The sequence below is a fragment of the Streptomyces sp. NPDC006512 genome, assembly GCF_040611935.1.
Taxonomy (GTDB): Bacteria; Actinomycetota; Actinomycetes; order Streptomycetales; family Streptomycetaceae; genus Streptomyces.
Genome location: NZ_JBEXPG010000008.1, coordinates 137,344 through 159,245 on the forward strand (window position 1 = coordinate 137,344; position 21,902 = coordinate 159,245).

The following is a 21,902-nucleotide window of genomic DNA, read 5'->3' on the forward strand; positions in this document are numbered from 1 at the left end:
TTTCTGAATGATAGATACTGTGAGCCGACCGGGACCGACCGAGAAGGAGGAGCCATGCGCAAGGCCTTGACCGTCACCCTGGCCGCCGTCGTCCTCGTGGCCGCCGCCCTCACGGGCGTCGTGCTCTGGCAGAACAGCTACGACCTGCGCGAACAGCGGGTCGCGGTCCCGGCCGGCGGCCGGGAGCTGCCGGGGGTGCTGGCCACCCCCGACACCGGCTCCGGCCCCTTCCCGCTCGTCGTGTTCGTGCACGGCGACGGGGAGGCGGACGCCACCCACGACGGCTTCTACCGGCCCTACTGGGAGGCCTTCGCCCGTGCCGGGTACGCCTCGCTGTCCCTCGACAAGCCCGCCGACTGGCTCTCCCAGTCCATGGACGACCGCGCCCGCGAGACGGCCGACGCCCTCGCCTGGGCCCGGACCCGCCCCGGGATCGACGGGGACCGGATCGGCCTGTGGGGCGCCAGCCAGGCCGGATGGGTGATGCCCAAGGTGGTGGCCCGGGTCCCGGCGCCGGGCGTGGCCTTCGTCATCGCGGTCGGCACGGCCGTCAACTGGCACCGCCAGGGCGAGTACCACCTGCGGTCCGAGCTGCGTGCCGAGGGCGCCGGCCCCGAACGCACCGCGGCCGCCCTGCGCGCCCGGGAGACCACCCTGGAACTGCTGCGGCGCGGGGCGACGTACGCGGAGTACCGGTCCGGCCCGGACGCGGATCCGGACCTGAGCGCCGCCCGCTGGACGTTCATCAGCCGCAACCACACCGCCGACGCCCGCGCGGACCTGCGCGCGATGCCCCCGGTACCGGTGCTGCTGCTCTCCGGCGCCGACGACCTCAACGTGGACGGAGCCGAGACCGAGGCCGTCTACCGGGAGCTGCTCGCCCCCGGCACCCTCACCGTCCGCCGCTATCCCGCCGCCACCCACGCCCTCGTCCGCACCCCCGTCGAGCGCTCCTCCTGGCGGCTGACCCTGACGGCCCTGTTCGCCCCGCGGGCCCTGTTCCCGCCCGGCCTCCTCGCCGACCAGCGGAACTTCCTGGAGCAACGGCGGGGTGGGTAGGCCGTCGGCCCGGTCCGCGTCAGCGGCGGGGCTGGAAGAGGGCCGGAACCAGGGAGGCCGCCATCAGGGCGACCACCCAGACGTAGGTCTCCCGGAAGGCCGCGGCCAGTGCCGGAGCCGAGGCGGCGCCGGCCTCGACCAGTCCCCCGGCCCCGGCCGCCGACGTGGTGAGCAGGACCGACAGCAGCGCCGTACCGGCGGAACCGGCGATCTGCGAGTTGATGTTGATCAGGGTGGAGGCCGCCGGTACCTGGGCGGCGGCGAAGCCCCGGGTGGCGCCGGTGACGGTCGGCATCATCGTCATGCCCGCCCCGGCCCCGGCCACGGTGAGCGCGCCGACCAGCTGCCAGTAGGGAGTGCCGGCGCCGAGCCGCAGGGTGAAGAGCCCGTACCCGAGGACCGCGAGCACGATCCCGGCCGGGACGACGCGCCCGGCGGGGATCCGGTCGGTCAGCCGGCTCGTGACCTGGAGGGCGATCCCCGTGGCGATCACCTGCGGCACGCCCAGCAGCCCGGACGCCGTCGCGCTCTCGCCCCTGACCAGCTGGTAGTACATCGGCACCAGCATCATCGCCCCGAAGTAGGCGCCGGCGAACAGGGCCAGGGTGCCGATCCCGCTGGCGAAGGCCCGCACCTTCAGCAGCCGCAGGTCCAGCAGCGGGGCACGAGTCGTCAGCGCCCGTAAGACGAAGCCCAGCACCAGGGCCGCCCCCACCAGGGCCGGCACCAGCGCGCCGGCCGAAGAGAAGTCGCCGTGCTCGCCGCCGGTGGCCAGTCCGTAGATCAGCGCCGCGAGTCCGGGGGAGAGCAGCACCAGGCCGAGGACGTCGAGGCGGCCGGCCGCACCGACCGCCTCGCGGGGTAAGGTCCGCGCGGCGAGCACCAGGGCGAGGATGCCGACCGGCACGTTGATGAAGAAGATCCAGCGCCACGAGGCCGCGTCGACCAGCCAGCCGCCGAGTACCGGCCCGACCAGCGGTCCCACCAGTACGGGAATGCCCAGCAGGCCCATCATCCGGCCCTTGTGCTCCGGGGCGGAGGCGGTCAGCACCATGGCCATCCCCAGCGGCACCAGCATGCCGCCGCCCAGCCCCTGGAGGACCCGGAAGGCGATCAGGGTCTCGATGGACCAGGCGAGGCCCGCCAGGGCCGAACCGACGCCGAACACGGCCATGGAGAGCATGTAGAGCCGCTTGGTGCCGAACCGGCCCGACGCCCAGGCGGTGACCGGGATGACGGCCGAGAGGGCCAGCGTGTAACCGGTCGCGGTCCACTGGAGGGTGGCGAGCGGGGCCTGGAAGTGCCGGGAGAGCCCTCCGAGGGCGACGCCCAGGACGGTGGTGTCAAGGACGATCATGAACGAGCCGAGGATCACCACCACCGCGATCGCCGTGGGGGACGGGTTGGGCCGGGAGGGGGCGGGTGCCCCGATGGCGGTCAGGGGCGTGTGCACGGTGTGCCTCCTCGTCGGTCCCGCAAGGGCGGCGCGGCCGCCCCCGGATCTCCGTACCACCCGAACACCCGGTACTCGGGCGGCGGTGGACGGCCGGTGTTTCACGTGAAACACCGGCCTCGGACACCGCGTTCACGGCCGGGGGCGGTGGCGGCGGGCCGACACCCTAGGCTGCGCTCCATGGAGTCCTACACGATCGGCCAGGCAGCCCGGCTGCTCGGCGTGAGCAGCGACACCGCACGCCGCTGGGCGGACGCGGGCCGCTTCCCCACCCGTCGCGAGGGCAACCGCCGCATCGTCGACGGGCCGGACCTGGCGGTGTTCTGCGTCGAGGTGGCCCAGGAGGGCGCCGAGGGCGAGGACGCCCCGTACACGTCGGCCCGCAACGCCTTCCCGGGGATCGTGACCGGGATCAAGCTGGGGACGGTCAGCGCGCAGGTGGAGATTCAGGCCGGCCCGCACCGGGTGGTGTCCCTGCTGACCCGGGAGGCCGTGGAGGAGCTGGGCCTCGCGGTCGGCATGCGCGCCACCGCCCGGGTGAAGTCGACCAGCGTCTTCGTCGACCGCACCTGACCGACCGGCGCGTAAGACACCCGTCCGCGCGGGACACCCGGCCGCGCGGGGAACACCGCCCCCGCCCGGACCCCGCCCCCGTCAGGCGTACGCCCCCGCGCGGGCCGCCGCCAGTGCCGCCAGTGCCGCGCGGTCGGCGGCGGCCTCGTCGAGGGGGGCGGCGGTGGTGAGGAAGCGGTAGTACAGCGGGGCGGAGACGGCCCGGATGACCTCGGAGGGGTCGGTGCCCGGCGGCAGTTCGCCCCGCTCGACGGCCTCCCGTACGCAGGGCGCCCATTCCGCGACGCGGACCTCGTAGAAGCGGTGCAGGGCCTCGGCCGTCCTCGGGTCGCTCGCGGCCGCCGCGATCACCGCCTTGAACAGGGGCCCCTGGCGGGGGTCGGTCAGCGTGCGCCGGACGAGGGCCGCGTTGGCCGTGAGGTCGTCGAGCAGGGAGCCCGTCTCGGTGCGGGGCAGCGACTGTTCGGCCATGTCCGTCAGCAGGTCGGCGACCAGTCCGGCGACCGTGCCCCAGCGGCGGTAGACGGTGGTCTTGCCGACGTCCGCGCGGCGGGCAATCTCTGCCAGGTCCAGAGCGTGGAAGCCCTGCTCGGCCAGGGTGTCCCCGGCCGCCCGGAGCACGGCCGCCCGGACCCGGGCCGTGCGGCCCCCGGGTCGCACGGTCCCCGGCTCGGCGGGTTCGGGTTCGGTGTCTCCCCCGGGCTCGGTGGTCCCCCCGGGCGCGCTCGACTCGGCCGGCTCGGCGGCATCACTCGAAGCCATAACGGTTCTCCGGTTCTATTAGTGACGGTCTCCTGTTACGTTGGAATCACCTTAAAGGGTCTGCGGTGCCATTACTGCTTTCTGGAGGGATCCGTCATGGAATACAGGCAGCTCGGAACGTCCGGTCTCAAGGTCCCCGCCCTGAGCTTCGGCGCCGGCACCTTCGGCGGCAGCGGCCCGCTGTTCGGCGCCTGGGGCACCACCGACGCGCAGGAGGCGCGCCGCCTCGTGGACATCTGCATCGAGGCCGGCATCACGATGTTCGACACCGCCGACGTGTACTCGGAGGGGGCCTCCGAGGAAGTGCTGGGCCAGGCGGTCCGGGGACGCCGCGACCAGGTGATCCTGTCCACCAAGGCCGGCCTGCCGACGGGAGACGGCCCCATGGACGCCGGGACCTCCCGCTCCCGCCTGATCAGGGCGACCGAGGACGCACTGCGCCGCCTCGGCACCGACTACATCGACCTCTTCCAGCTGCACGCCTTCGACGCCGCCACCCCCGTCGAAGAAGTGCTGTCCGCCCTCGACCAGCTCGTCCGGGCCGGCAAGATCCGGTACGTCGGCGTCTCCAACTTCGCCGGCTGGCAGCTGATGAAGTCCCTCTCCGCCGCCGACCGGCACGGCTTCCCCCGCTACGTGGCCCACCAGGTCTACTACTCGCTCGTCGGCCGCGACTACGAGTGGGAGCTGATGCCGCTCGGCCACGACCAGGGCGTCGGCGCCGTCGTGTGGAGCCCGCTGGGCTGGGGCCGCCTCACCGGAAAACTGCGCCGGGGCCGCCCGCTGCCCGAGGGCAGCCGCCTGCACGACACCGCCGACTACGGACCGCCGGTGGACGACGAGCACCTCTACGACGTCGTCGACGCCCTCGACGAGGTGAGCCGGGAGACCGGCCGGACCGTCCCCCAGGTGGCCATCAACTGGCTGCTGCAACGCCCCACCGTCTCCTCCGTCATCGTCGGCGCGCGCAACGAGGAGCAGCTCCGGCAGAACATCGGCGCGGTCGGCTGGTCCCTGACGCCCGAGCAGGCGGCCCGCCTCGACGCCGCGAGCCACCGGCCGGCGCCGTACCCGTACTTCCCGTACGAGCGCCAGGAGGGCTTCGCCCGCCTCAACCCGCCCATGACCGGGACGCGTTGACCGCCCTGCCTCGCGGACCGCGACCGGCGCCCCGGCCCCTCCCGCGATGTGACGCGGATCACGGGAATGTCCGGCCGGTCCGCGCACTCTTCCCCCCGACACGCCGTCAAGGAGGAAGCCGCCATGAGGATCCCGCGGACCGGGCCCGCCGGCCCCCCGCCCGGCCCACCGCCCGCCGCCCCGGGCGGCGCCGGCGCGGCCGCCCGCCCCGATGCGGCCGCGCTCGTACGCTCCGCCCAGCGCGGCGACCGCATGGCCGTCCAGGAGCTGCTGGACCTGCTCACCCCCTACGTCGGGCGGCTGTGCGGCCCCATCGCCCTCCAGGACGGCGCGGACGCCACCCAGGAAGCCCTGATCGTGATCTTCCGGAACATCGGCCGGCTCCGGGAACCGGCGGCCCTGTTCGGCTGGGTCCGGGTGATCGCCGTACGGGAGGCCGTGCGCATCGCCCGCGCGGGCGCCCGCACCGTCCCCGACCCGCTCGACCAGGTCCCCGCCCGGGACGACCCGCAGCTCGCCGCCGACGTCCGCGACGTACTGGAGCGGCTGTCCCCGGACCACCGCGCCGTCCTGGTCCTGCGCGACCTCGAAGGGCTGGACGAACACTCCGTCAGCGCACTCCTCGGGGTGCCCGAACCCACCGTGCGGACCCGCCTCTTCCGGGCCCGGCGCAACTTCCGGAAGGCGTGGGAACGTTGAAGGACTCCTGGCCCGTCGCCGAACTCGACGCCGTCGGCAGGCTCCGGGTGGTCGCCCGCACCACCCCCGGCGCGGCCTACGCCGAGGACCGCCTCGCCGCCCCCTTCGACCGGGTCTGGGAACTGGCCCGGGACCTGGAACACCAGATGCCCCGCATGGTCACCGACATCGGCGAGTTCACCGTCACGGCCACCACCGGCGACCGCCTCGAAGCCCTCGCCCGCAGCCCCCTCGGCCTGCGGACCCGCTTCGACGTCGTCCTGCGCCCCGGCTGGTGCCTCATGCAGAGCCGCTTCGTCCTCGGGGGCATGGCCGCCGTACCGGACGGCGACGGCACCCGCTTCGCCTTCTTCGGCGCCCTCCGCCTGCCGGCCGCCCGGCAGCCCGGGATCCGGACGGCCGGGGTCCGGCTGGCCGGCCGGGCGCTGGCGCCCCTGATGGAACCCCTCGGCGCCAGGGCGCTGCGGCGGTTCGCCGACCAGCTGGACCCGGGGACCACCGACCGCTGACCGAAGGACGAACGAACCAACGGACCAGGGGACCAACGGACCAGGGGACCAGCGGACCAGCGGACGAACGGACCAGCGGATCCCGGACCACCGACCGGTTCAGCCCGGGAGGACCGAGCCCAGGTCGATCCGCGCCAGCCGCTCGGGGTCGGTGAGGATGTCGAGCGCGGTGATCCGGCCGCCCTGGATGGTGAACGCCATGACCGACAGCGGCTTGCCCTGCGCCATGGAGACCACGCCGGGCGTGCCGTTGACCAGCGCCGGGTAGGCGGATTCGGCGAACCGGGCGAAGGCGATCGCCTGGGACGCCACGTCGGCCGCGCCGCGCCGCAGCAGGCTGGGCAGCAGCGCGCCCCCGTCGGACCGGGCCACGATCCCGGGGTCGAGTACGGCGACCAGGGCCTCGAAGTCCCCGCCGCGCGACGCGGCGAGGAAGGCGTCGACGACCTCCCGGCGCCGGGTCAGGTCGCTGTCGGGAGCGGGCGCCGCGCCCTGGACCCGGCGGCGGGCGCGGCTGGCGAGCTGGCGGGTCGCGGCGGGGGTCCTGCCGAGGACGGGCGCGATCTCCTCGAAGGTCACCGCGAACATGTCGTGCAGGACGAAGGCGAGCCGCTCGGCCGGGGCCAGGGTCTCCAGTACGACCATCAGGGCGATGCCGACCGAGTCGGCCAGCAGCACTTCCTGCTCGGGGTCGATCCGGTCGGGCCCGCTGACGACCGGGTCGGGCAGCCGTACCGGCTGGTCACGGACCTCCAGCGGCTCCTCCCGCCGGGTGGTGCGGGAGCGCAGCATGTCCAGGCAGATCCGTCCGACCACCGTGGTCAGCCAGCCGCCGAGGTTGTCGACGGCGCCGGCGTCGGAGCGGCTCAGCCGCAGCCACGCCTCCTGGACGGCGTCCTCCGCGTCGCCGAGCGAGCCCAGCATCCGGTAGCCCACCGCCCGCAGGTGGGGGCGGTGTTCCTCGAAACGCCGTGCCAGCGCGTCGTTCTCGTCCATCCGTCACACCCCGTCGTGATCCGTCGCCCGTTCGGTCGGACCGATGCCCCGGTCCGCCCGAGGACGGTAACCGGCGGTCCGCGGGCGGGGCGCGGAGATTTCCCGTACGGCCGCCGGAAGCAGCGGGCGGGGGCGGGGACGGTGCGGGGGCTCAGCCGGTGTCGTCGTCCGGCCGTTCCGCGGCGCGGCGGTACTCGGCGTTGATGCGCTGTGCCTCTTCGAGCTGGTCCTCGAGGATGACGATGCGGCAGGCGGCCTCGACCGGAGTGCCCTGGTCGACGAGTTCCCGGGCGCGGGCCGCGATCCGCAGCTGGTACCGCGAATAGCGGCGGTGCCCGCCCTCGGAGCGCAGCGGGGTGATCAGCCGGGCCTCGCCGATCGCGCGGAGGAAGCCGGGAGTGGTCCCGAGCATCTCGGCCGCGCGCCCCATCGTGTAGGCGGGGTAATCGTCGTCTTCCAGTCGGTCGCCGAGCGGGTTGTCCGCCGTCATCCGCACCTCCTCCGGGAACGTGTCGGGGCCCCGGCGCCGTACGGCACCGGGGCCCCGAAGGAAATTCAACACCATCCGCAGGTTCCGCCGTCGCCCCGCCCTCGGGGCGGCGTCGGCGTCCCCACCTGCGGGCGGGTCCGGTGGATCAGACGGAGACCGGTGTTCCGAGCGCCGCCGCGGCCCGCTGGAGGGGGGTGAGGGCGGGTGCGGGTGCGGGCTCGCGGGGGAGGGTGCGGCAGGTGAAGCCGAGCTGGGCCATGGCCCGTACGACCTCTCCGGCGCTGAAGTCGCGGCGGTCCTGGCGGGTGACGACCTCACCCACCTGCATCACCGGGTACTGCCGGCGGCCGATGATCACGGACTCACCGGTGACCGGCTCGGGCTTGACGCCCTTCATCGTTTCCAGCACGCCGCTCTTGGTCAGGTCGAAGGGGAAGCGGGCGATGACGCAGCGCATGGGACCTCACAGGTGGAGAAGGGGGACGGGCCGGACGGGACTTCGACGACGGGAACCGGGGGCGTTCCGCGGCCTCAGGCCGCGGCGCCCAGCGGGGACTGCCCGGACTGCCCGGACTGTCCCGACTGCGCGCGGGCCGGACGGCGCCGTGCCTGCGAGGGGCGGCCGCGCCCGCCGCGGGAGGTGGCGCTGCGCGGGGTGCGCTCGGCCGGCGGGGCGGTGATGACCACCGGGACGCCGGAGGGGGTCCGGGCGCCCGTGATGCGGTTCAGCTCGGCTTCGCCGGAGCGGACCTGGGTGACCGTGGGGCTGATCCCGGCGTCCGACATCAGGCGGGTCATGGCGCGCCGCTGCTGGGGCGTGACGAGGGTGACGACGCTGCCGGACTCGCCGGCGCGGGCGGTGCGGCCGCCGCGGTGGAGGTAGTCCTTGTGGTCGGTGGGCGGGTCCACGTTGACGACCAGGTCGAGGTTGTCGACGTGGATGCCGCGCGCGGCGACGTTCGTGGCGACCAGCACGGTGACGTGCCCGGTCTTGAACTGCGCCAGGGTGCGCGTCCGCTGGGGCTGCGACTTGCCGCCGTGCAGCGCGGCCGCCCGGACGCCGCTGTTCAGCAGGTCCTGGGTCAGCCGGTCCACCGCGTGCTTGGTGTCCAGGAACATGATCACGCGGCCCTCGCGGGCGGCGATCTCGGTCGTCGTGGCCTGCTTGTCGGCGCCGTGGACGTGCAGCACGTGGTGCTCCATCGTCGTGACGGCGCCCGCCGACGGGTCGACGGAGTGCACGACGGGGTCGTTCAGGTAGCGGCGGACCAGCAGGTCGACGTTGCGGTCCAGGGTCGCGGAGAACAGCATCCGCTGACCGCCGGGGCGTACCTGGTCGAGCAGGGCCGTGACCTGCGGCATGAAGCCCATGTCGGCCATCTGGTCGGCCTCGTCGAGGACGGTGATGTCCACCTGGTCGAGGCGGCAGTCACCCCGGTCGATGAGGTCCTTCAGCCGGCCGGGCGTCGCGACGACGACCTCGGCGCCGCCGCGCAGCGCCCCGGCCTGCTTGCCGATGGACATGCCGCCGACGACGGTCGCGAGCCGCAGCCTGATGGAGCGGGCGTACGGGGTGAGCGCGTCGGTGACCTGCTGCGCGAGCTCGCGGGTGGGTACGAGGACCAGCGCGAGCGGCTGCCTGGGCTCGGCGCGGCGGCCCGCGGTACGGGCGAGCAGGGCCAGGCCGAAGGCGAGCGTCTTGCCGGAGCCGGTGCGTCCGCGGCCGAGCGCGTCGCGGCCCGCGAGGGTGTTCGGGAGGGTCGCGCCCTGGATCGGGAACGGCACCGACATTCCCTGCACGGTGAGCGCCGCGAGCAGCTCGGCGGGCATGTCGAGGTCCGCGAACGCCTCGACGGGGGGCAGCGCGGGGGTGATCGTCTTGGGCAGGGCGAACTCCCCCTGCACGGAGTTGGACCGTCGGCCGTATCCGCCGCTCGGGCGTCCGTAACCACCGCTGCGGGCGGGGGCCGCCGAACGGGTGGGGGCGGACCAGGAGCCGCCCGGGTTTCCGGTGCGGGTGCGGGCGCGGGAAGAGCGTTCATTCGTACGGGTGCGGTTCATGCGGAACCTTCCTTGATGTGGCGCGTATCAAGGAATTCCCGCAGCGAGAAAACCGCGCGGAGAATAGCGAGAACGGGCCGTGTGGGAAAAGAAAATGGGGGGCGGGCCGAATGGGCCGGCGGTCGGGCGGGTCGCGGGGGCTCGTACGGAATTCTCATCCGGAGCCGCAGGTCCGCGTGCCGTGCCGAAAAAGGACGAGCCGGGGCCCGCACCCCAAGGTGCGGGACCCGGCTCGTCCTGTGCGCGTGCGTCAGGCGGAAACGATGTTCTCGGCCGTCGGGCCCTTCTGGCCCTGCGCGATGTCGAAGTTCACCTTCTGGCCTTCCTGGAGCTCGCGGAAGCCCTGGGAGGCGATGTTCGAGTAGTGGGCGAACACGTCAGGGCCGCCACCGTCCTGCTCGATGAAACCGAAACCCTTTTCGGCGTTGAACCACTTCACGGTGCCAGATGCCATGTCAAATCTCCTTCGGGGCAGTGCCCGGAATCCGCACTGTGCGGATTCCGCGTCGCCGCGATGATTGCCCCGTCCGGAAAAAAGCACCGGAAATACAGAAGTGCTTCCACCTGCGCGAAGCGGGTGGAGGCACTTGGAGTTTTTTGGGAACCACAACTGCAACTGGTAACGACAGTAGCACGGTGGGAGCGGCTTGGTGGGGTGAATAATTCCGGCGGGTCGTATGCGTGAGAAATGTTCACCGGGCGTCGTGTTTAATTCTCACGCGGCGGCGACAGATATCGGTGCCGCCCGGGGTGAGTGTTTCGCGCGGCGCCGCGGACCGCCCGTGGGGCGCGCGGCATCCGGGGCGACTCCGAACGGTGGGTGTCCGGGCGCGGCGCGTGTCGATCGATACGGATATTGGCATATGTACTGACAAGTCCCGTACGTCTGCCCTGTCTCGTTGAGGAAGGCCCCCTCCATGAAGCGTTTCCCGGTGATCGCCGCGCTGTGCGTCAGCGCACTGCTCGGTCTCAGCGCGTGCTCCTCGGACGACAGCGACTCGCCCGCCGCTGAGGCCAGCAAGGCCACCCAGACCGCGGCCGAGCTCTGCACCAACCTCGCCGCGCTGAAGGCCGACAACGCCAAGCTGAAGGCCCTGGACCCCGCCAATGCGACGAAGGACCAGGTCAAGTCTGCCGTCGACGCCGTCCAGCAGGACTGGGAGAACGTCAAGGAGAACACCGCCGCCCTCAAGGAGGCCGAGCGCGCCGCGGTGCAGGCCTCCGCCGAGGACATCAAGAAGTCCTACGAGGCCATGCCGGGCGACACGACCGGCAAGGACGCCCTCACCCAGCTCCAGCCGAAGATCCAGACCCTCGACGAGACCACGACCGCCGCCTCGAAGGGGCTCCGGTGCTGACCGTCCCCCGCGCGTGAAGGCCCCGCCCGGCTCCCCGGGCGGGGCCTTTCCCCACCGTCATCCCCGCAGGCCGGCACCCCCGCAGCCCCGCCGTCACGCCCCTCCGGCCGGCGCGGGCACCGCGGCGGACGTCTCCCGCCCCGCGGGCAGCAGCTCCGTGACCACGAAGGCGACCACGGCCGCCAGGATCACGACGGGCATCATCGCCGTACTGCCCAGCAGCAACACCACGAGCACCACACTGCTCACCGGCAGCCGCAGCATGGTCGCCGTGGCCGCAGCCGCCCCCGCCGCCATCCCGGCGGCGATGCCCAGGCCCGGCAGCGGTGCCAGCAGCAGCCCCGCCGCCGCGCCGAGGAACAGCGCGGGGAAGACGGGGCCGCCACGCAGACTGCCGAGGCAGAGCGTGTAGGCGGCGCCCTTGAAGGCCAGGACGGCGATCAGCGCGCCGACGCCCCAGGCGTGCGGATCGGCGGCCAGCGAGGCGAGGGCGGCCTGCCCGGACAGCGCGGCCTCGGCGGGCGAACGGCCGGTGACCAGGGCGTAGAGGGCGGCGCAGGCCGCCGCGCCGAGGGCGCACAGCACGGTCCGTACGAAGGTCCGCCCCGCCACGTAGCCGGCGACGGCCCGGGCGCCGGCCGCCACGGGGTGCAGGGCGAGGGCGAAGACCGCCCCGACGGCCACCGCCCAGAACACGTCCGGCACGTCCAGCCGGGGCGCCGGCGCGTACAGCTCCAGGGACAGGTTCCCGGTGCCCAGTCCCGTCCAGCTCCCGAGCCCCGTGAACACCAGGAACCCGACGCCGCTGGACAGCAGGGCGGGCAGCATGACCGCGAACAGCCTCGGTCCGCCCACGCCCGCCACCTCGATCAGCAGCACCGCGGCGATCAGCGGGTTGCCGAAGATCGCGGACATGGCGGCCGCGGACCCGGCCGCGCCCAGCAGGGCCAGGCTCTGCGGGGTCGCCGGTGCCTTCGACAGGTCCCGGAACAGCAGGGCCAGGCCGCCGCCCAGGGCGATCAGCGGGGCCTCGGGCCCCAGGACGGCGCCGAACGGCAGGCACGCCGCCGCCGCGAGCAGGATCCCGGGCAGTGCGGCCGAGGAGGCGCCTTCCGTGTGCAGCCCGGCCCCGGGCACGTTCCCGCCCGCACCGGGCAGGCGCGAGGCGACCAGGCCGACGGCGGCTCCGGCGAAGAGCAGCAGCGGCAGCGGCCACCACCAGGGCGGCGCGGACCAGCCGAAACCCTCGGGCAGGTCCGCCCACAGGGTGTGCTCCAGCTCGTGCAGGGCGACGAGGAACCAGAACGCGGCGAGGGACACCGGGATGCCGATGAGGGCGCACAGGACCAGCGCCTTCAGGTATCCGGGGCTGCGGAGGATGTGCCGCAGGACCTCCGCTTCCTCCGGCTGCCCGCCGGTCGGCGGGGGCTCGTGAGGGGCGGGTCCGGACGGGGGCCGCGGCTCCGGCATGGATCACTTCCTTTCCGCTCCCTCGATCGTCCACCCGGGTGGTGCCGCCCGCCGCCGGAGCGCCCGCAGCCGTCGCTCACGGCTCCTCCGTGGGCTCCCGCGACGCGGCGCGCTCCTTGCGCCGCATCCCGATCCTGACCGCCCCGAAGAGCGCCTTGGCGATCAGTCCCACCACGATCAGGTCGGCGATCATCTGCACGGTGGTCAGGACCCGGCCGGTCTGGGTGACGGGCACGATGTCCCCGAAGCCCACGGTCGCGAACACGGTGACCGTGAAGTACAGGGCGTCGGTCCGGTTCAGCTGCTCCGAGAAGGAGCCCGGCTCGTTCCGCGCCAGCAGGAAGTACGCCACCGCGAAGAGCAGCAGGAACAGCGGCACGGCCGTCGACAGCGCCTCCACGGCGCGCAGCCGCGGATGCCGCGCGTGGGTGATGGCGAAGACCTGCCAGACGACCAGTGCGCCGAACAGGCTCAGGCCGACGATCAGCAGCAGCAGGGCGCCGAGGTCGGTGTCGCGGTCCAGCGGGGCCACGTAGAACAGCCAGGTGAGCAGGGAGACCGAGGCCGCGGAGCGCAGCAGGGGTCCCACGAGCGAGCGGCGCAGCTGCCGGGCGGTGGTGGGCAGGTCCCGGTACGGGTCGGGCGGCCCGGATGCCTCGCGTTCCATGGCTTCAGGAGAAGCCGCCGGAGCGCCCCGCGCGACCGGAGCCCCCGGGGACGGTGCGGAGCGGCCGGGCGGCGTCGCCGCGGACCCCGCGCGACGGCCGCTGGACCAGCGCGCCCGGCCGGCGCCGTTCAGGGCCCGGCACGGGCCGCCCTCCCGTCCGGGCCGTCGGTCCGCCCGGAGGCCGCCAGCAGGGCGAGTACGGCGAGCACGGCGAGCAGGATCAGTACGAGCAGCAGGACCGTGAGCACCGTCGGGTGGTTCCACAGCGCGAAGACGACCGCGAGGACGGCGACCACCGTGGCGGTCACCCACCGCCGGTTCGCCTCCACCCAGGTCCCGGCCCGCCCGGCGTGGACCCCGTGGGCGGCGCCCCAGCGCGCGGTGGAGTCGGCCGTGCGCTCGGCCCGGCCGCGCACGCCGCGCGCCAGCCGGCCGGGTCCGGTCAGGTAGGCGCCGAGCGCGACGACGACACCGAGCACCAGGGCGGTCCGCAGGGCGACCCGCAGGAACCGGACGAGCGTGTCGAAGATCGCCGCTGCCGCCGCCGGGGACTGCACCTGGGCGGGGAGGTGGTCGAGGTAGTAGCGGCGTACGACGACGAGGGCGATGCCGATCAGCAGGCAGGCGGCGGCCGCGCACAGGGCGGTGGTCACCAGGGCCCGGCGGCGGCGCCGGGCGAGCAGGACCCCGGCGGCGGCGAGGGCGACCGTCAGGACGGGCAGCCAGTTGCCGACGACGTCGAGGAGGTGGACCGCGCCCCTGATCTTCTCCAGCTTGTCGGACTGGAAGAGCACCATCTGCTTGTCCACGGCGGGGATCTTCTCGGCGGGGGAGAGCCCGGCGTCGACGAGGTCCTTCTTGACCGTCTCCACGGCGGTGCCGACGTCGAGGGTGACGGTGCCGCCCTCGACCTCGACCGCGCCGCGGCCGTGGCCGGTGAGCGCGTGCACCACGGCCCCGTGGGCGGCGCGGTTGGCCCCGGTCCACACCCGCTCGAACCGGTCGCCCTCGACGAAGCGGGTCGCGATCTTCGAGACGGCCTGGTCGGCGGCGGAGTCCAGCTGCGGTCCGAGTGCCTTGACGGCCGTACCGACCCGCGGGGGCAGACCCTGGGACTCCAGCCACTTCGCGATGTCCGCGGTGATCTGGGCCCCGTCCACGCGTACGTCGGCCGCCTCGGTGATGCGGTGGACGGCGGCGTCCTGGACCGCCGGGTCCGAGGCGAGGGGGGCGACGGTGGACACGTAGCGGCGGGTGTCCAGCACGATGTCGTGCACCCATACGGTGACCAGGGACAGGGGGACCAGCAGGCACGCGAGGGTGATCAGGACCGCCGAGAGCGTGCTCTTCACGATGCGCCCCGCCCGCGACGGGCCCGCCGCGGGGGGCCCGGACGGCTCGGGCGACGGCTTCGGCGACGGCTTCGGCGACGGCTCGGGCGACGGCTCGGACGGCAAGGTCATGGCACTCCCGGGAACGGCAGGGGCGGAAAGCCGCCTCCTGCCATTGGGCACGCGCCGCCGCGCGCCCCGCGACTCCGGTTGGGCCCATCGGGTGCACCCCCGCCCGCCGGCGGCGGGGTCCGGTCAGCCGCGTCCTCTCGTGTGCGGGGGTCAGCTGTCGTCGGAGCGGGGCAGTCCGGGCGGCCTCGGAAGGGGTTCGCTGAAGCGGTACGCCGCGATCCGGGCGTCGTGCTGGGCGTTCAGCAGGTGGATCCAGCGCATTCCGACACCGGTCGCGATGATCATCAGTGCGATGAGGACGAGGGTTTCCACGGTGCTCACCTCCAGGTGTTCCCGGGCAGCGGGAGTGCCCGTCGGCCCATCGGGTTCCCGAAGGGGGACATGCACGCCCCGCCTTCGTCCTCCCAGGTGGCTTCCCGGCGCCCCGAGTCACGGATGCCGCGCCCGATGACGGCTTCGTTGGCCATCAGCACGCCGGCGGTGAGGGCGCTGCCGGGGATCGAGGCGGCCGCCAGCAGGCGTGCCGCGGCGGCGGGTCCGGTCTCGGGCGGGATGACGAGCAGGTCCCAGCGGCCGACGGTGTAGGAGAGCAGGATCAGCTTGTCGGGGTCCTGCTCGGTGAACCAGCCGACGTGCACGGTGCGCCCCGCCACCTGGACCCTGCGCGGGACGACGGGCCACCGGGCGGGGTTGACGGTGACGCGGGTGACGCGCCCCCAGGGCTCGTCGAGGGCCGCGGTCAACGCGGGCAGCTCGGTTTCGAGGTCACGGGAGTACGGCCACCAGGCACCGTCCAGCTGCCCCGCGAGGGCGGTCTTCGGCGTGAGCGCGAGCCGCGCCCGGAGGAGGGGGGACACCGGGCGGGAGCCGGTGCGGTCGAGGATCGCGGTCATGTCGCGGACCCGTCCCCGGGCCGTTCCGTGAACGGCCCGGTGCAGTGATCGCCGGAAACGACGTCCGCGTGGGAGCGGGTGTGCGAAATACTCCCGGTCCCTCCACGGTACTCCGCTTCCCGGCCCGCGACTCCGGTCCTGACCAGCTATTTTCCGGCGGTCCCGGGCCCCGCGGCCGGGGCGGCCGGAGTACGGTGAAACGACGGGGGCATCCCGGGAACGCAGCGGACGGGCTGCCGCCGCACCGCACCGCACGGCACCTTCACCGCACCCCACCCCACCGCATCCGCACCACGCCGCTCCGCGAGACGGGCGAACACCATGGCCGCACCCGACGTCCCCGCTTCCTCCCCCGCCCCCGTACCTCCCCCGGCCCCGGGGCTCCTCCCCGACGCGATCCACCGCGCGGTCGAGCCCGGCGCCGCGCTGCTCCGGCTGGAGACCACCCACGCCCGCCAGGGCGTCCTGGACGGCGCCTGGTGGCCGCGCTCCAGGCACGTCGAGACCGAACTGCCCGCCCTGATCAGCGCACTTACCGGGTACCTCGGGCCCGTCACCCGGGTCGCCCTGGACGCCACCGCCTGGCAGGGCATCCCCACCCGCCTGACCGTCGACGGACGGGTCGTGCACCTCGACTCCGACCCCGTCGGCGACGACACCGTCCTCATCACCCGCGGCGACAACGACCACTTCGCGCTGCTCGTGGTTCCCCCGCACACCACGGCGGACGCCGCCCGCGAGGCGATGGCCCGCGCCGTCCGCGCCGACAACATCACCGGGGCGACCCAGATCCTCCTCGCCACACCCGAAGCCCCGCGGCTATTCGGAGGTGCCGCCGGCAGTGGGGAGTGAGAGCCCGTAGATCTGGTTGAGGACGGTCGGCAGCAGGGCGTTGGCCGTGGTCCGCCCGTCGGGGGTCAGGGTCAGGTTCGCCCAGACCACGAGGGTGACGTCGTTCTTCGGGTCGTGCCCGATGAACGAGTTGAAGCCGGGGAGTTCACCGCCGTGGTAGTACATCGCCGCGTCCGGTCCGAAGCGCTGGTACGAGATGCCGTACCCGTACTTCTGCCCGCCGGGCGGCGCGGCCGGGTCCTCGTCCTGGAGGCTGTCCAGCCACTGCCGCTGGGAGGCGGGGTTCAGGACCTTGCCCGTCACCAGGGCCCGGATCCAGGTGGCCAGGTCGTCTGCGGTGGAGACGGCGCCGCCGGCCGCGTGCGCGTAGGAGGGGTTCTGGTGGGTGTAGTCCACGGGCCGGAGCCTTCCGGACCGCGCCGCCGCCTGCATCCCGGCCGGGTAGGGCTGGTCGATCAGCGCGTACGCGGTCCCGCCGTACATGTAGCCGTGCGCGTACGGGCTCGGCAGGGCGGTGTCGTGGATGCCGGGAAGCGAGGTCGCCGCCAGCCCGAGCGGGGTGAACAGCCGGTCCCGGAACTGCTCGGCCAGGGGCCGGCCGCCGGCCTTCTCGGCGACCAGGCCCAGCAGCGCGTAGTTGGTGTTGCTGTACTCGTACGAGGCGCCGGGGGCGAAGTTCGGCGGCCGCCGGAACGCCATGTCCAGCATCTGCCGCGGCGTCCAGGCCTTCGCGGGGTCGGCGTCCATGGCCGCCGAGAGCTCGGGCGCGTCGGTGTAGTTGTACAGCCCGCTGCGCATCTTCAACAGCTCGGTGAGGGTGATGTGTTCGCCGTTCGGCACTCCGGTGACGTACGCGGACACCGGGTCGCCCAGCGCGAGCTTGCCGTCCTGGGCGAGCAGGTTGATCAGCGCCGCGGTCATGGTCTTGGTGTTGGAGGCGATCCGGAAGTGGTCGCGGGTGCTCGGCGTCGTGCTCGTGTCGAGTTCGCTCGTGCCGGCGACCGCGCGGAAGGTGCCCTGCGGGGTGCGGACCAGCACCACGGCTCCGGGGATCATCAGCTTCTTCGCCGTGGCCGCGACGGCGGCCTGAAGCGCGGCCGGATCGATGGGCTCCGGGGCCGCCTGGACGGAGGCGGGGGTACTCACCGCCGCCCCGGGCGCGGCGGCGGCCCCGGCCCCCGCGGGCAGCGCACCCGCCACGACCAGGAGCGCCGCACACGGAGCCAGCAGGGCGGTACGGCGTACACGGCGGCCCGGGGAGTTCCTCATGCCGACATCACACCCAAAGTAGGAGCATTCAACTATTCCACACGCGGCCCATCCCGGACATTCCGGGTGCTCCGACCTGCTGACCGGGCCCGGCCGCGCGTCAGGACCGCGAGGGTCAGGGAGCTCGGCGTCGAGACCTGAAGGCGGGGACGAGGTTGGCCGCGCCGTAGCCGAACGCCCCGGCGAGGAGGCCGGCGGCGAGCAGGGCGAGCCCGTGGAGGAATCTCATGCGCATGCGCATGCGCGTGGGTCAGTCCCGTCCGTCCTGGCCTGCCCTATCCGTCCCGTCCATCCCGTCCGTCCCGCCCGTTCTCCGTCCACGGCCGGAGCTTTTCCGGATTGCGGACCGCCCAGATGCGGGTGACGCGGCCCTCGGCGAGGCTGAACGCCGCCACGGTCACCGTGACGCCGGAATGCTGGGCGACCAGGCCCGGCCGGCCGTTGACCGTCCGTTCCAGGAGGGTCAGTCCGGGAGCCTTGTCCGCGATGTGGATCAGGTACTCGGCGATGCGCCCGCTGCCCTCGACCGGGCGCAGGACGGTGCCGACCATGCCGCCGCCGTCGGCGGTCATCGTGGCTGCGGGGTCGAGGAGACCGACGAGGGCCTCGATGTCCTTGGCCTCCCACGCCTCCTTGAAGGCCCGCACCACACCGGCCTGTCCGGCCGCCGGGGCCGCCGGGGCCTCCGCGGCGTGCAGACGCCGGCGGGCCGAGGACGCCAGTTGCCGGCAGGCCGCGGGTGTCCGGCCGACGATCTCGGCGACCTCCGCGAAGGGGTAGCGGAAGACGTCGTGCAGGATGAACGCCACGCGTTCGGCCGGCGTCATCGACTCCAGTACGACGAGGAAGGCCATGTTCACCGACTCGTCCAGGGTGATCCGGTCGGCGGGATCGGCCGGTTCGGCGCCGCCGGTGCCCGTCCGGCCGCCCATCCACTCCGTGCGGTCGGGCAGCGGCTCGGGTATCCAGGCGCCGACGTAGCGCTCGCGCCGGGCCCGCGCCGAGCCGAGCACGTCGAGGCAGATGCGGCTGGCCACCGTCGTCAGCCAGGCGCCGGGCGATTCGATGGCCTGCTGCTGTTGCCGTGACATCGCGTACCAGCGGGTGTAGGTCTCCTGGACGGCGTCCTCGGCCTCGGCCAGTGAACCGAGCAGCCGGTAGGCGAGGTTGATCAGCTGGCGCCGCTCGTCGACGACCGCGCTCAGCCCCGGCTCGAACCGGTCGTGCCCTGCCTCGGGTGGGGTGCTCATGGTCTCGGCCGCTCCCTGGTTCTTGGTCCGCTTCGGCTCTCGGTACTACGACGAGACACCGCACCGGATTGTGAGCCCTGCGCGTCGCCTCACATTTCGCGGGGCCACGTCGTCGGAGGGTCGACACAGTGACGATCCACCGCCGCGAGGCAGAAGAGGGGGCCGCGCCATGGCCACGCAGACGACGGCAGTACCGGGCCGGCTCACGTTCCTTCAGGGCGCGATAGCCGTACAGACCTTGGCCATCTTCTTCCAGGCGGCGACCGCCGGACTCCTGCTGTCCTCGTCGGTCGGCGCGACGCTGCACGACGTCGGCTCCCGCGTGATGTACGGCGCGTCGATGCTGTACGTACTCGCCGCGGTCCTGGCGTGGCGGCCGGGCGGCGGCTCGCCCCGCCCGGTCCTGTACGCCTCCGGGTTCCTCGTCCTCGCTTCGGTGCAGGTGGTCCTGGGCATCGCGCACGTGCCGTCGCTCCATGTGCCCCTGGGCATCCTGATGTTCGGTCTGAGCGTGCTGGATCTGGGCCTGGTGCTGTCCGCCCGCGTGCGCAAGTGAGATCAGGCCGCCGCCTGCGTCCGTGCGTGGCCGCGGGTCTGCGTCCGTACGACACGGCGGCGCCGGGACGGCAGGCCCATGGTGGGGTGGGCGACGCTCCAGGCCGCGCCCTTGCAGATCAGTTCCTTGAAGCGGGCGGCCATACGGCCCGTCATGACCTTGTCGACCGCCCGGTCGTCGGCGGTGACGGTCTGGATCAGGCCGTCCCTGCGCCCGAGGGAGACGCACTGCTTCGAGTACTCGATGGAGGTGTGGGGGACCTTGGCGCCGGTGAGGCGGGCGGCGATGGCGTCGGCGGCCTGCCAGGCCATGGGGACGCCCGAGGCGCAGGACATGCGCAGCGGCTTGTCGCCCGGGCCGATCGCCATCGCGGCGTCACCCACGGCGTACACGTCCGGGTGGGACACCGAGCGCATCGTGGTGTCGACCACGATCCGGCCGCGGTCGGTGACCTCCAGGGCGGTGGCCCGGGCGATCGGGTGGACGGCGAAGCCGGTGGTCCAGACGGTGACCTCGGCGGGGACGGTTCGGCCGTCGGCGGTCGTCACGCCGTCCGCTTCCACGGCGTCGACCGCGGTGTGTTCGTGGACGGTGATGCCGAGCTCGTCCACCACCTTCCGCAGGTGGGCGCGGCCCTTGTCGGAGAGCCAGTCGCCGAGGGCGCCGCGGGCGGCCAGGGCGACGTCGAGGTCCGGGCGGGCCTCGGCGATCTCGGTCGCGGCCTCCACACCGGTCAGGCCGCCGCCGACCACGACCACGGGCCGGCCGGCGTCCAGGGCGGCGAGGCGGTCGCGGAGACGGAGGGCGCCGGGGCGGCTGGAGACCTCGTGGGCGTGGGCGGCGGTACCGGGGACGCCCCCGTCGTCCCAGCCGCTGCCGAGGGCGTAGACCAGGGTGTCGTACTCCAGTTGCTCCCGGTCGGGGCCGTGCGGGGCGGCGGCCGTGACCGTCACCGTCTTGCGGTCCACGTCCACGGCGGTGACCTTTCCGAGCTTCAGCTCCACACCCGTGCCCGCGAACATCTCGCCGAACGGGCGGGGCCTGAGGTCCTGGCCGGCCGCGATCTGGTGCAGCCGGACGCGCTCGACGAAGTCGGGCTCGGGGTTGACGAGGGTGATGGTGACGTCCTCGTGGTGCAGCCGCTTGGCGAGGCGGCCGGCGGCGACGGCACCGGTGTATCCGGCTCCGAGGACGACGATGCGGTGCTCCATGTCCGTGCTCCTGTCAGGAAGGTGAGGCTGTCCGGCGTGGTGACGTCCCTTGAACCGGACAGCCCCCCGATCCCTGACAGGATCGGAACGTGACCTGCGTCACACCTCCTCAGAGGGTGTGGAGCGGGCCCTCCCCGTGGTCCGTGGCGGCCCACTGCCCGGTCGCGCGGACGAGCTTGTCGGGGTTGACCTGGCTGCGGACCGCGGCGATGCCGTCCGCGGTGACCTCCAGGCAGGTGATCGCGACGACCCGGCCGTCCACGACCGCCACGACGGCGGGCCCGCCGTTCGCGGTCGTGGCGTAGATCTCGGGCGCGCCGCCGACGTGGGCCCGCTTGGCCGCGCTCGGCTTGAACAGCCCGCGCAGGAAGGTGGCGACCGCGAGCGCGCCCTCGAACGCCTTCGCGCGGGCCAGGACCTTCCCGCCGCCGTCGCCGACCGAGACGGCGTCCTGGGTGAGCAGGCGCACGAGGGGTTCGGTGCGGCCGGTGGTCGCCGCGGCCAGGAACTCCTCGACGATCTTCCGGGCGGCGGCCCCGTCGATCTCGGTGCGCGCCTTGCCGTCGGCGACGTGCTTCTTGGCCCGGTGGTAGGTCTGCTGGCTGGCGGCCTCGCTGATCTCCAGGATCTCGGCGATCTCCCGGTGTGTGTGGTCGAAGGCCTCGCGCAGTACGTACACCGCCCGCTCGCCCGGCGACAGCCGCTCCAGCAGGACGAGGACGGCGTACGACACCGACTCGCGCTGCTCGGCGGTGTCGGCCGGGCCGAGCATCGGGTCCCCGGCGAGCAGCGGCTCGGGCAGCCACCGGCCCACGTAGGTCTCGCGCCGGGCGCGTGCCGAAGTGAGCGCGTTGAGGCACCAGTTGGTGAGGACCTTCGTCAGCCAGGCCTCGGGCACCTCGATCCGCCCGACATCGGCCGCCTGCCAGCGCAGGAACGTCTCCTGCACGGCATCCTCGGCCTCGCTCGCCGAACCGAGCAGCCGGTAGGCAATGGCCTCCAGCCGCGGCCTGGCACGCTCGAACCGGTCCACGTCACTCACGCTCAAGGCCATGCCCGCGATCCTAGGCGCCCCGAATCCAAAGCACCCCGGTACCCCGGCCCTGGGCGGGACGGGCCGCAGAAAACAAAAACCCCAGGTCGCTGACCTGGGGCTTTGTCGTGGAGCCGC

At 73.6% G+C, this 21,902-nt stretch carries 24 protein-coding genes; 8 read left to right on the top strand and 16 right to left on the bottom strand.

The window, feature by feature from the left end; translation table 11 throughout:
• The first annotated feature begins 54 nt into the window (after positions 1-54).
• The gene (locus tag ABZZ17_RS08695; RefSeq protein ID WP_356873482.1) at positions 55-1,059 is read left to right on the top strand and encodes an alpha/beta hydrolase; all 1,005 of its coding nucleotides are present in this window, start codon (positions 55-57) and stop codon (positions 1,057-1,059) included.
• 19 nt (positions 1,060-1,078) lie between these two features.
• On the opposite strand, the gene ABZZ17_RS08700 is transcribed toward ABZZ17_RS08695, so the two are convergent.
• Positions 1,079-2,512 (bottom strand): DHA2 family efflux MFS transporter permease subunit, encoded by a 1,434-nt coding sequence (locus ABZZ17_RS08700; protein WP_356873484.1) that lies wholly within the window; start codon positions 2,510-2,512, stop codon positions 1,079-1,081.
• 180 nt (positions 2,513-2,692) lie between these two features.
• Here ABZZ17_RS08700 and ABZZ17_RS08705 point away from each other — a divergent pair, with 180 nt between their 5' ends.
• Entirely contained in the window at positions 2,693-3,085 is a 393-nt protein-coding gene (locus tag ABZZ17_RS08705) for a TOBE domain-containing protein (protein WP_356873486.1), read from the top strand.
• An 81-nt stretch (positions 3,086-3,166) separates the two neighbouring features.
• Here ABZZ17_RS08705 and ABZZ17_RS08710 read toward each other — a convergent pair whose 3' ends face one another.
• A complete protein-coding gene (locus ABZZ17_RS08710; protein WP_356873488.1) occupies positions 3,167-3,847 on the bottom strand; it encodes a TetR/AcrR family transcriptional regulator in 681 nt (226 codons plus the stop codon).
• Positions 3,848-3,943: 96 nt separating this feature from the next.
• Here ABZZ17_RS08710 and ABZZ17_RS08715 point away from each other — a divergent pair, with 96 nt between their 5' ends.
• From ABZZ17_RS08715 to ABZZ17_RS08725, 3 genes are all read left to right on the top strand, one after another.
• A complete protein-coding gene (locus tag ABZZ17_RS08715) occupies positions 3,944-4,987 on the top strand; it encodes an aldo/keto reductase (protein ID WP_356873490.1) in 1,044 nt (347 codons plus the stop codon).
• A gap of 123 nt (positions 4,988-5,110) precedes the next feature.
• Positions 5,111-5,686 (top strand): RNA polymerase sigma factor, encoded by a 576-nt coding sequence (locus tag ABZZ17_RS08720; RefSeq protein ID WP_356873492.1) that lies wholly within the window; start codon positions 5,111-5,113, stop codon positions 5,684-5,686.
• The gene (locus tag ABZZ17_RS08725; protein WP_356873494.1) at positions 5,674-6,195 is read left to right on the top strand and encodes a hypothetical protein; all 522 of its coding nucleotides are present in this window, start codon (positions 5,674-5,676) and stop codon (positions 6,193-6,195) included. Before ABZZ17_RS08720 ends, ABZZ17_RS08725 begins: the two co-directional genes overlap by 13 nt.
• A gap of 99 nt (positions 6,196-6,294) precedes the next feature.
• Here the strand turns inward: ABZZ17_RS08725 and ABZZ17_RS08730 are convergent, their stop codons facing one another.
• The 5 genes from ABZZ17_RS08730 to ABZZ17_RS08750 form a co-directional block, all read right to left on the bottom strand.
• Positions 6,295-7,191, bottom strand: a complete 897-nt coding sequence (locus tag ABZZ17_RS08730; RefSeq protein WP_356873496.1) for a sigma-70 family RNA polymerase sigma factor — start codon at positions 7,189-7,191, stop codon at positions 6,295-6,297.
• A 151-nt stretch (positions 7,192-7,342) separates the two neighbouring features.
• Complete coding sequence (locus tag ABZZ17_RS08735; protein WP_356873498.1) at positions 7,343-7,681, bottom strand: MerR family transcriptional regulator; 339 nt, start codon at positions 7,679-7,681, stop codon at positions 7,343-7,345.
• A 145-nt stretch (positions 7,682-7,826) separates the two neighbouring features.
• The gene (locus tag ABZZ17_RS08740; RefSeq protein WP_356873500.1) at positions 7,827-8,138 is read right to left on the bottom strand and encodes an SCO5918 family protein; all 312 of its coding nucleotides are present in this window, start codon (positions 8,136-8,138) and stop codon (positions 7,827-7,829) included.
• Between the two features lie 74 nt (positions 8,139-8,212).
• Entirely contained in the window at positions 8,213-9,742 is a 1,530-nt protein-coding gene (locus ABZZ17_RS08745) for a DEAD/DEAH box helicase (RefSeq protein WP_356873502.1), read from the bottom strand.
• A 250-nt stretch (positions 9,743-9,992) separates the two neighbouring features.
• Positions 9,993-10,196 carry a cold-shock protein gene (locus ABZZ17_RS08750; RefSeq protein ID WP_030206327.1) on the bottom strand — a complete coding sequence of 68 codons (204 nt, stop codon included), beginning with the start codon at positions 10,194-10,196 and terminating at the stop codon, positions 9,993-9,995.
• A gap of 463 nt (positions 10,197-10,659) precedes the next feature.
• Here ABZZ17_RS08750 and ABZZ17_RS08755 point away from each other — a divergent pair, with 463 nt between their 5' ends.
• Positions 10,660-11,100 (top strand): hypothetical protein, encoded by a 441-nt coding sequence (locus tag ABZZ17_RS08755; RefSeq protein WP_356873504.1) that lies wholly within the window; start codon positions 10,660-10,662, stop codon positions 11,098-11,100.
• Between the two features lie 93 nt (positions 11,101-11,193).
• Here ABZZ17_RS08755 and ABZZ17_RS08760 read toward each other — a convergent pair whose 3' ends face one another.
• The 5 genes from ABZZ17_RS08760 to ABZZ17_RS08780 all read right to left on the bottom strand — a co-directional run bounded on the left by ABZZ17_RS08760 (position 11,194) and on the right by ABZZ17_RS08780 (position 15,593).
• The gene (locus ABZZ17_RS08760; RefSeq protein WP_356873506.1) at positions 11,194-12,570 is read right to left on the bottom strand and encodes a chloride channel protein; all 1,377 of its coding nucleotides are present in this window, start codon (positions 12,568-12,570) and stop codon (positions 11,194-11,196) included.
• A gap of 76 nt (positions 12,571-12,646) precedes the next feature.
• Entirely contained in the window at positions 12,647-13,237 is a 591-nt protein-coding gene (locus ABZZ17_RS08765; protein ID WP_356873508.1) for a potassium channel family protein, read from the bottom strand.
• Between the two features lie 128 nt (positions 13,238-13,365).
• Positions 13,366-14,589, bottom strand: coding sequence for a hypothetical protein (locus ABZZ17_RS08770; RefSeq protein ID WP_356873510.1), 1,224 nt, complete (start codon positions 14,587-14,589; stop codon positions 13,366-13,368).
• 261 nt (positions 14,590-14,850) lie between these two features.
• A complete protein-coding gene (locus ABZZ17_RS08775; protein ID WP_356873512.1) occupies positions 14,851-15,021 on the bottom strand; it encodes a hypothetical protein in 171 nt (56 codons plus the stop codon).
• On the bottom strand, positions 15,018-15,593 hold the full coding sequence (locus tag ABZZ17_RS08780) for a DUF5994 family protein (RefSeq protein WP_356873513.1): 576 nt from the start codon (positions 15,591-15,593) through the stop codon (positions 15,018-15,020). The genes ABZZ17_RS08775 and ABZZ17_RS08780 overlap by 4 nt, the downstream gene beginning before the upstream one ends.
• 321 nt (positions 15,594-15,914) lie before the next feature.
• Between ABZZ17_RS08780 and ABZZ17_RS08785 the strand changes: the two genes are divergently transcribed.
• Positions 15,915-16,445 (top strand): DUF5994 family protein, encoded by a 531-nt coding sequence (locus ABZZ17_RS08785; RefSeq protein ID WP_356873515.1) that lies wholly within the window; start codon positions 15,915-15,917, stop codon positions 16,443-16,445.
• Here ABZZ17_RS08785 and ABZZ17_RS08790 read toward each other — a convergent pair.
• Both ABZZ17_RS08790 and sigJ (ABZZ17_RS08795) read right to left on the bottom strand, forming a co-directional pair.
• On the bottom strand, positions 16,413-17,714 hold the full coding sequence (locus ABZZ17_RS08790) for a serine hydrolase domain-containing protein (protein WP_356873517.1): 1,302 nt from the start codon (positions 17,712-17,714) through the stop codon (positions 16,413-16,415). The genes ABZZ17_RS08785 and ABZZ17_RS08790 overlap by 33 nt on opposite strands.
• 275 nt (positions 17,715-17,989) lie before the next feature.
• Positions 17,990-18,964, bottom strand: coding sequence for an RNA polymerase sigma factor SigJ (sigJ, locus tag ABZZ17_RS08795; RefSeq protein ID WP_356873519.1), 975 nt, complete (start codon positions 18,962-18,964; stop codon positions 17,990-17,992).
• A gap of 169 nt (positions 18,965-19,133) precedes the next feature.
• Here sigJ (ABZZ17_RS08795) and ABZZ17_RS08800 point away from each other — a divergent pair, with 169 nt between their 5' ends.
• Positions 19,134-19,520: a hypothetical protein gene (locus ABZZ17_RS08800; RefSeq protein ID WP_356873521.1), complete on the top strand. Its 387-nt coding sequence runs from the start codon at positions 19,134-19,136 to the stop codon at positions 19,518-19,520.
• Positions 19,521-19,522: 2 nt separating this feature from the next.
• Here ABZZ17_RS08800 and ABZZ17_RS08805 read toward each other — a convergent pair whose 3' ends face one another.
• On the bottom strand, positions 19,523-20,731 hold the full coding sequence (locus tag ABZZ17_RS08805; protein WP_356873523.1) for an FAD-dependent oxidoreductase: 1,209 nt from the start codon (positions 20,729-20,731) through the stop codon (positions 19,523-19,525).
• A 109-nt stretch (positions 20,732-20,840) separates the two neighbouring features.
• The gene (sigJ, locus tag ABZZ17_RS08810) at positions 20,841-21,785 is read right to left on the bottom strand and encodes an RNA polymerase sigma factor SigJ (RefSeq protein WP_356873525.1); all 945 of its coding nucleotides are present in this window, start codon (positions 21,783-21,785) and stop codon (positions 20,841-20,843) included.
• Positions 21,786-21,902 lie beyond the last annotated feature (117 nt).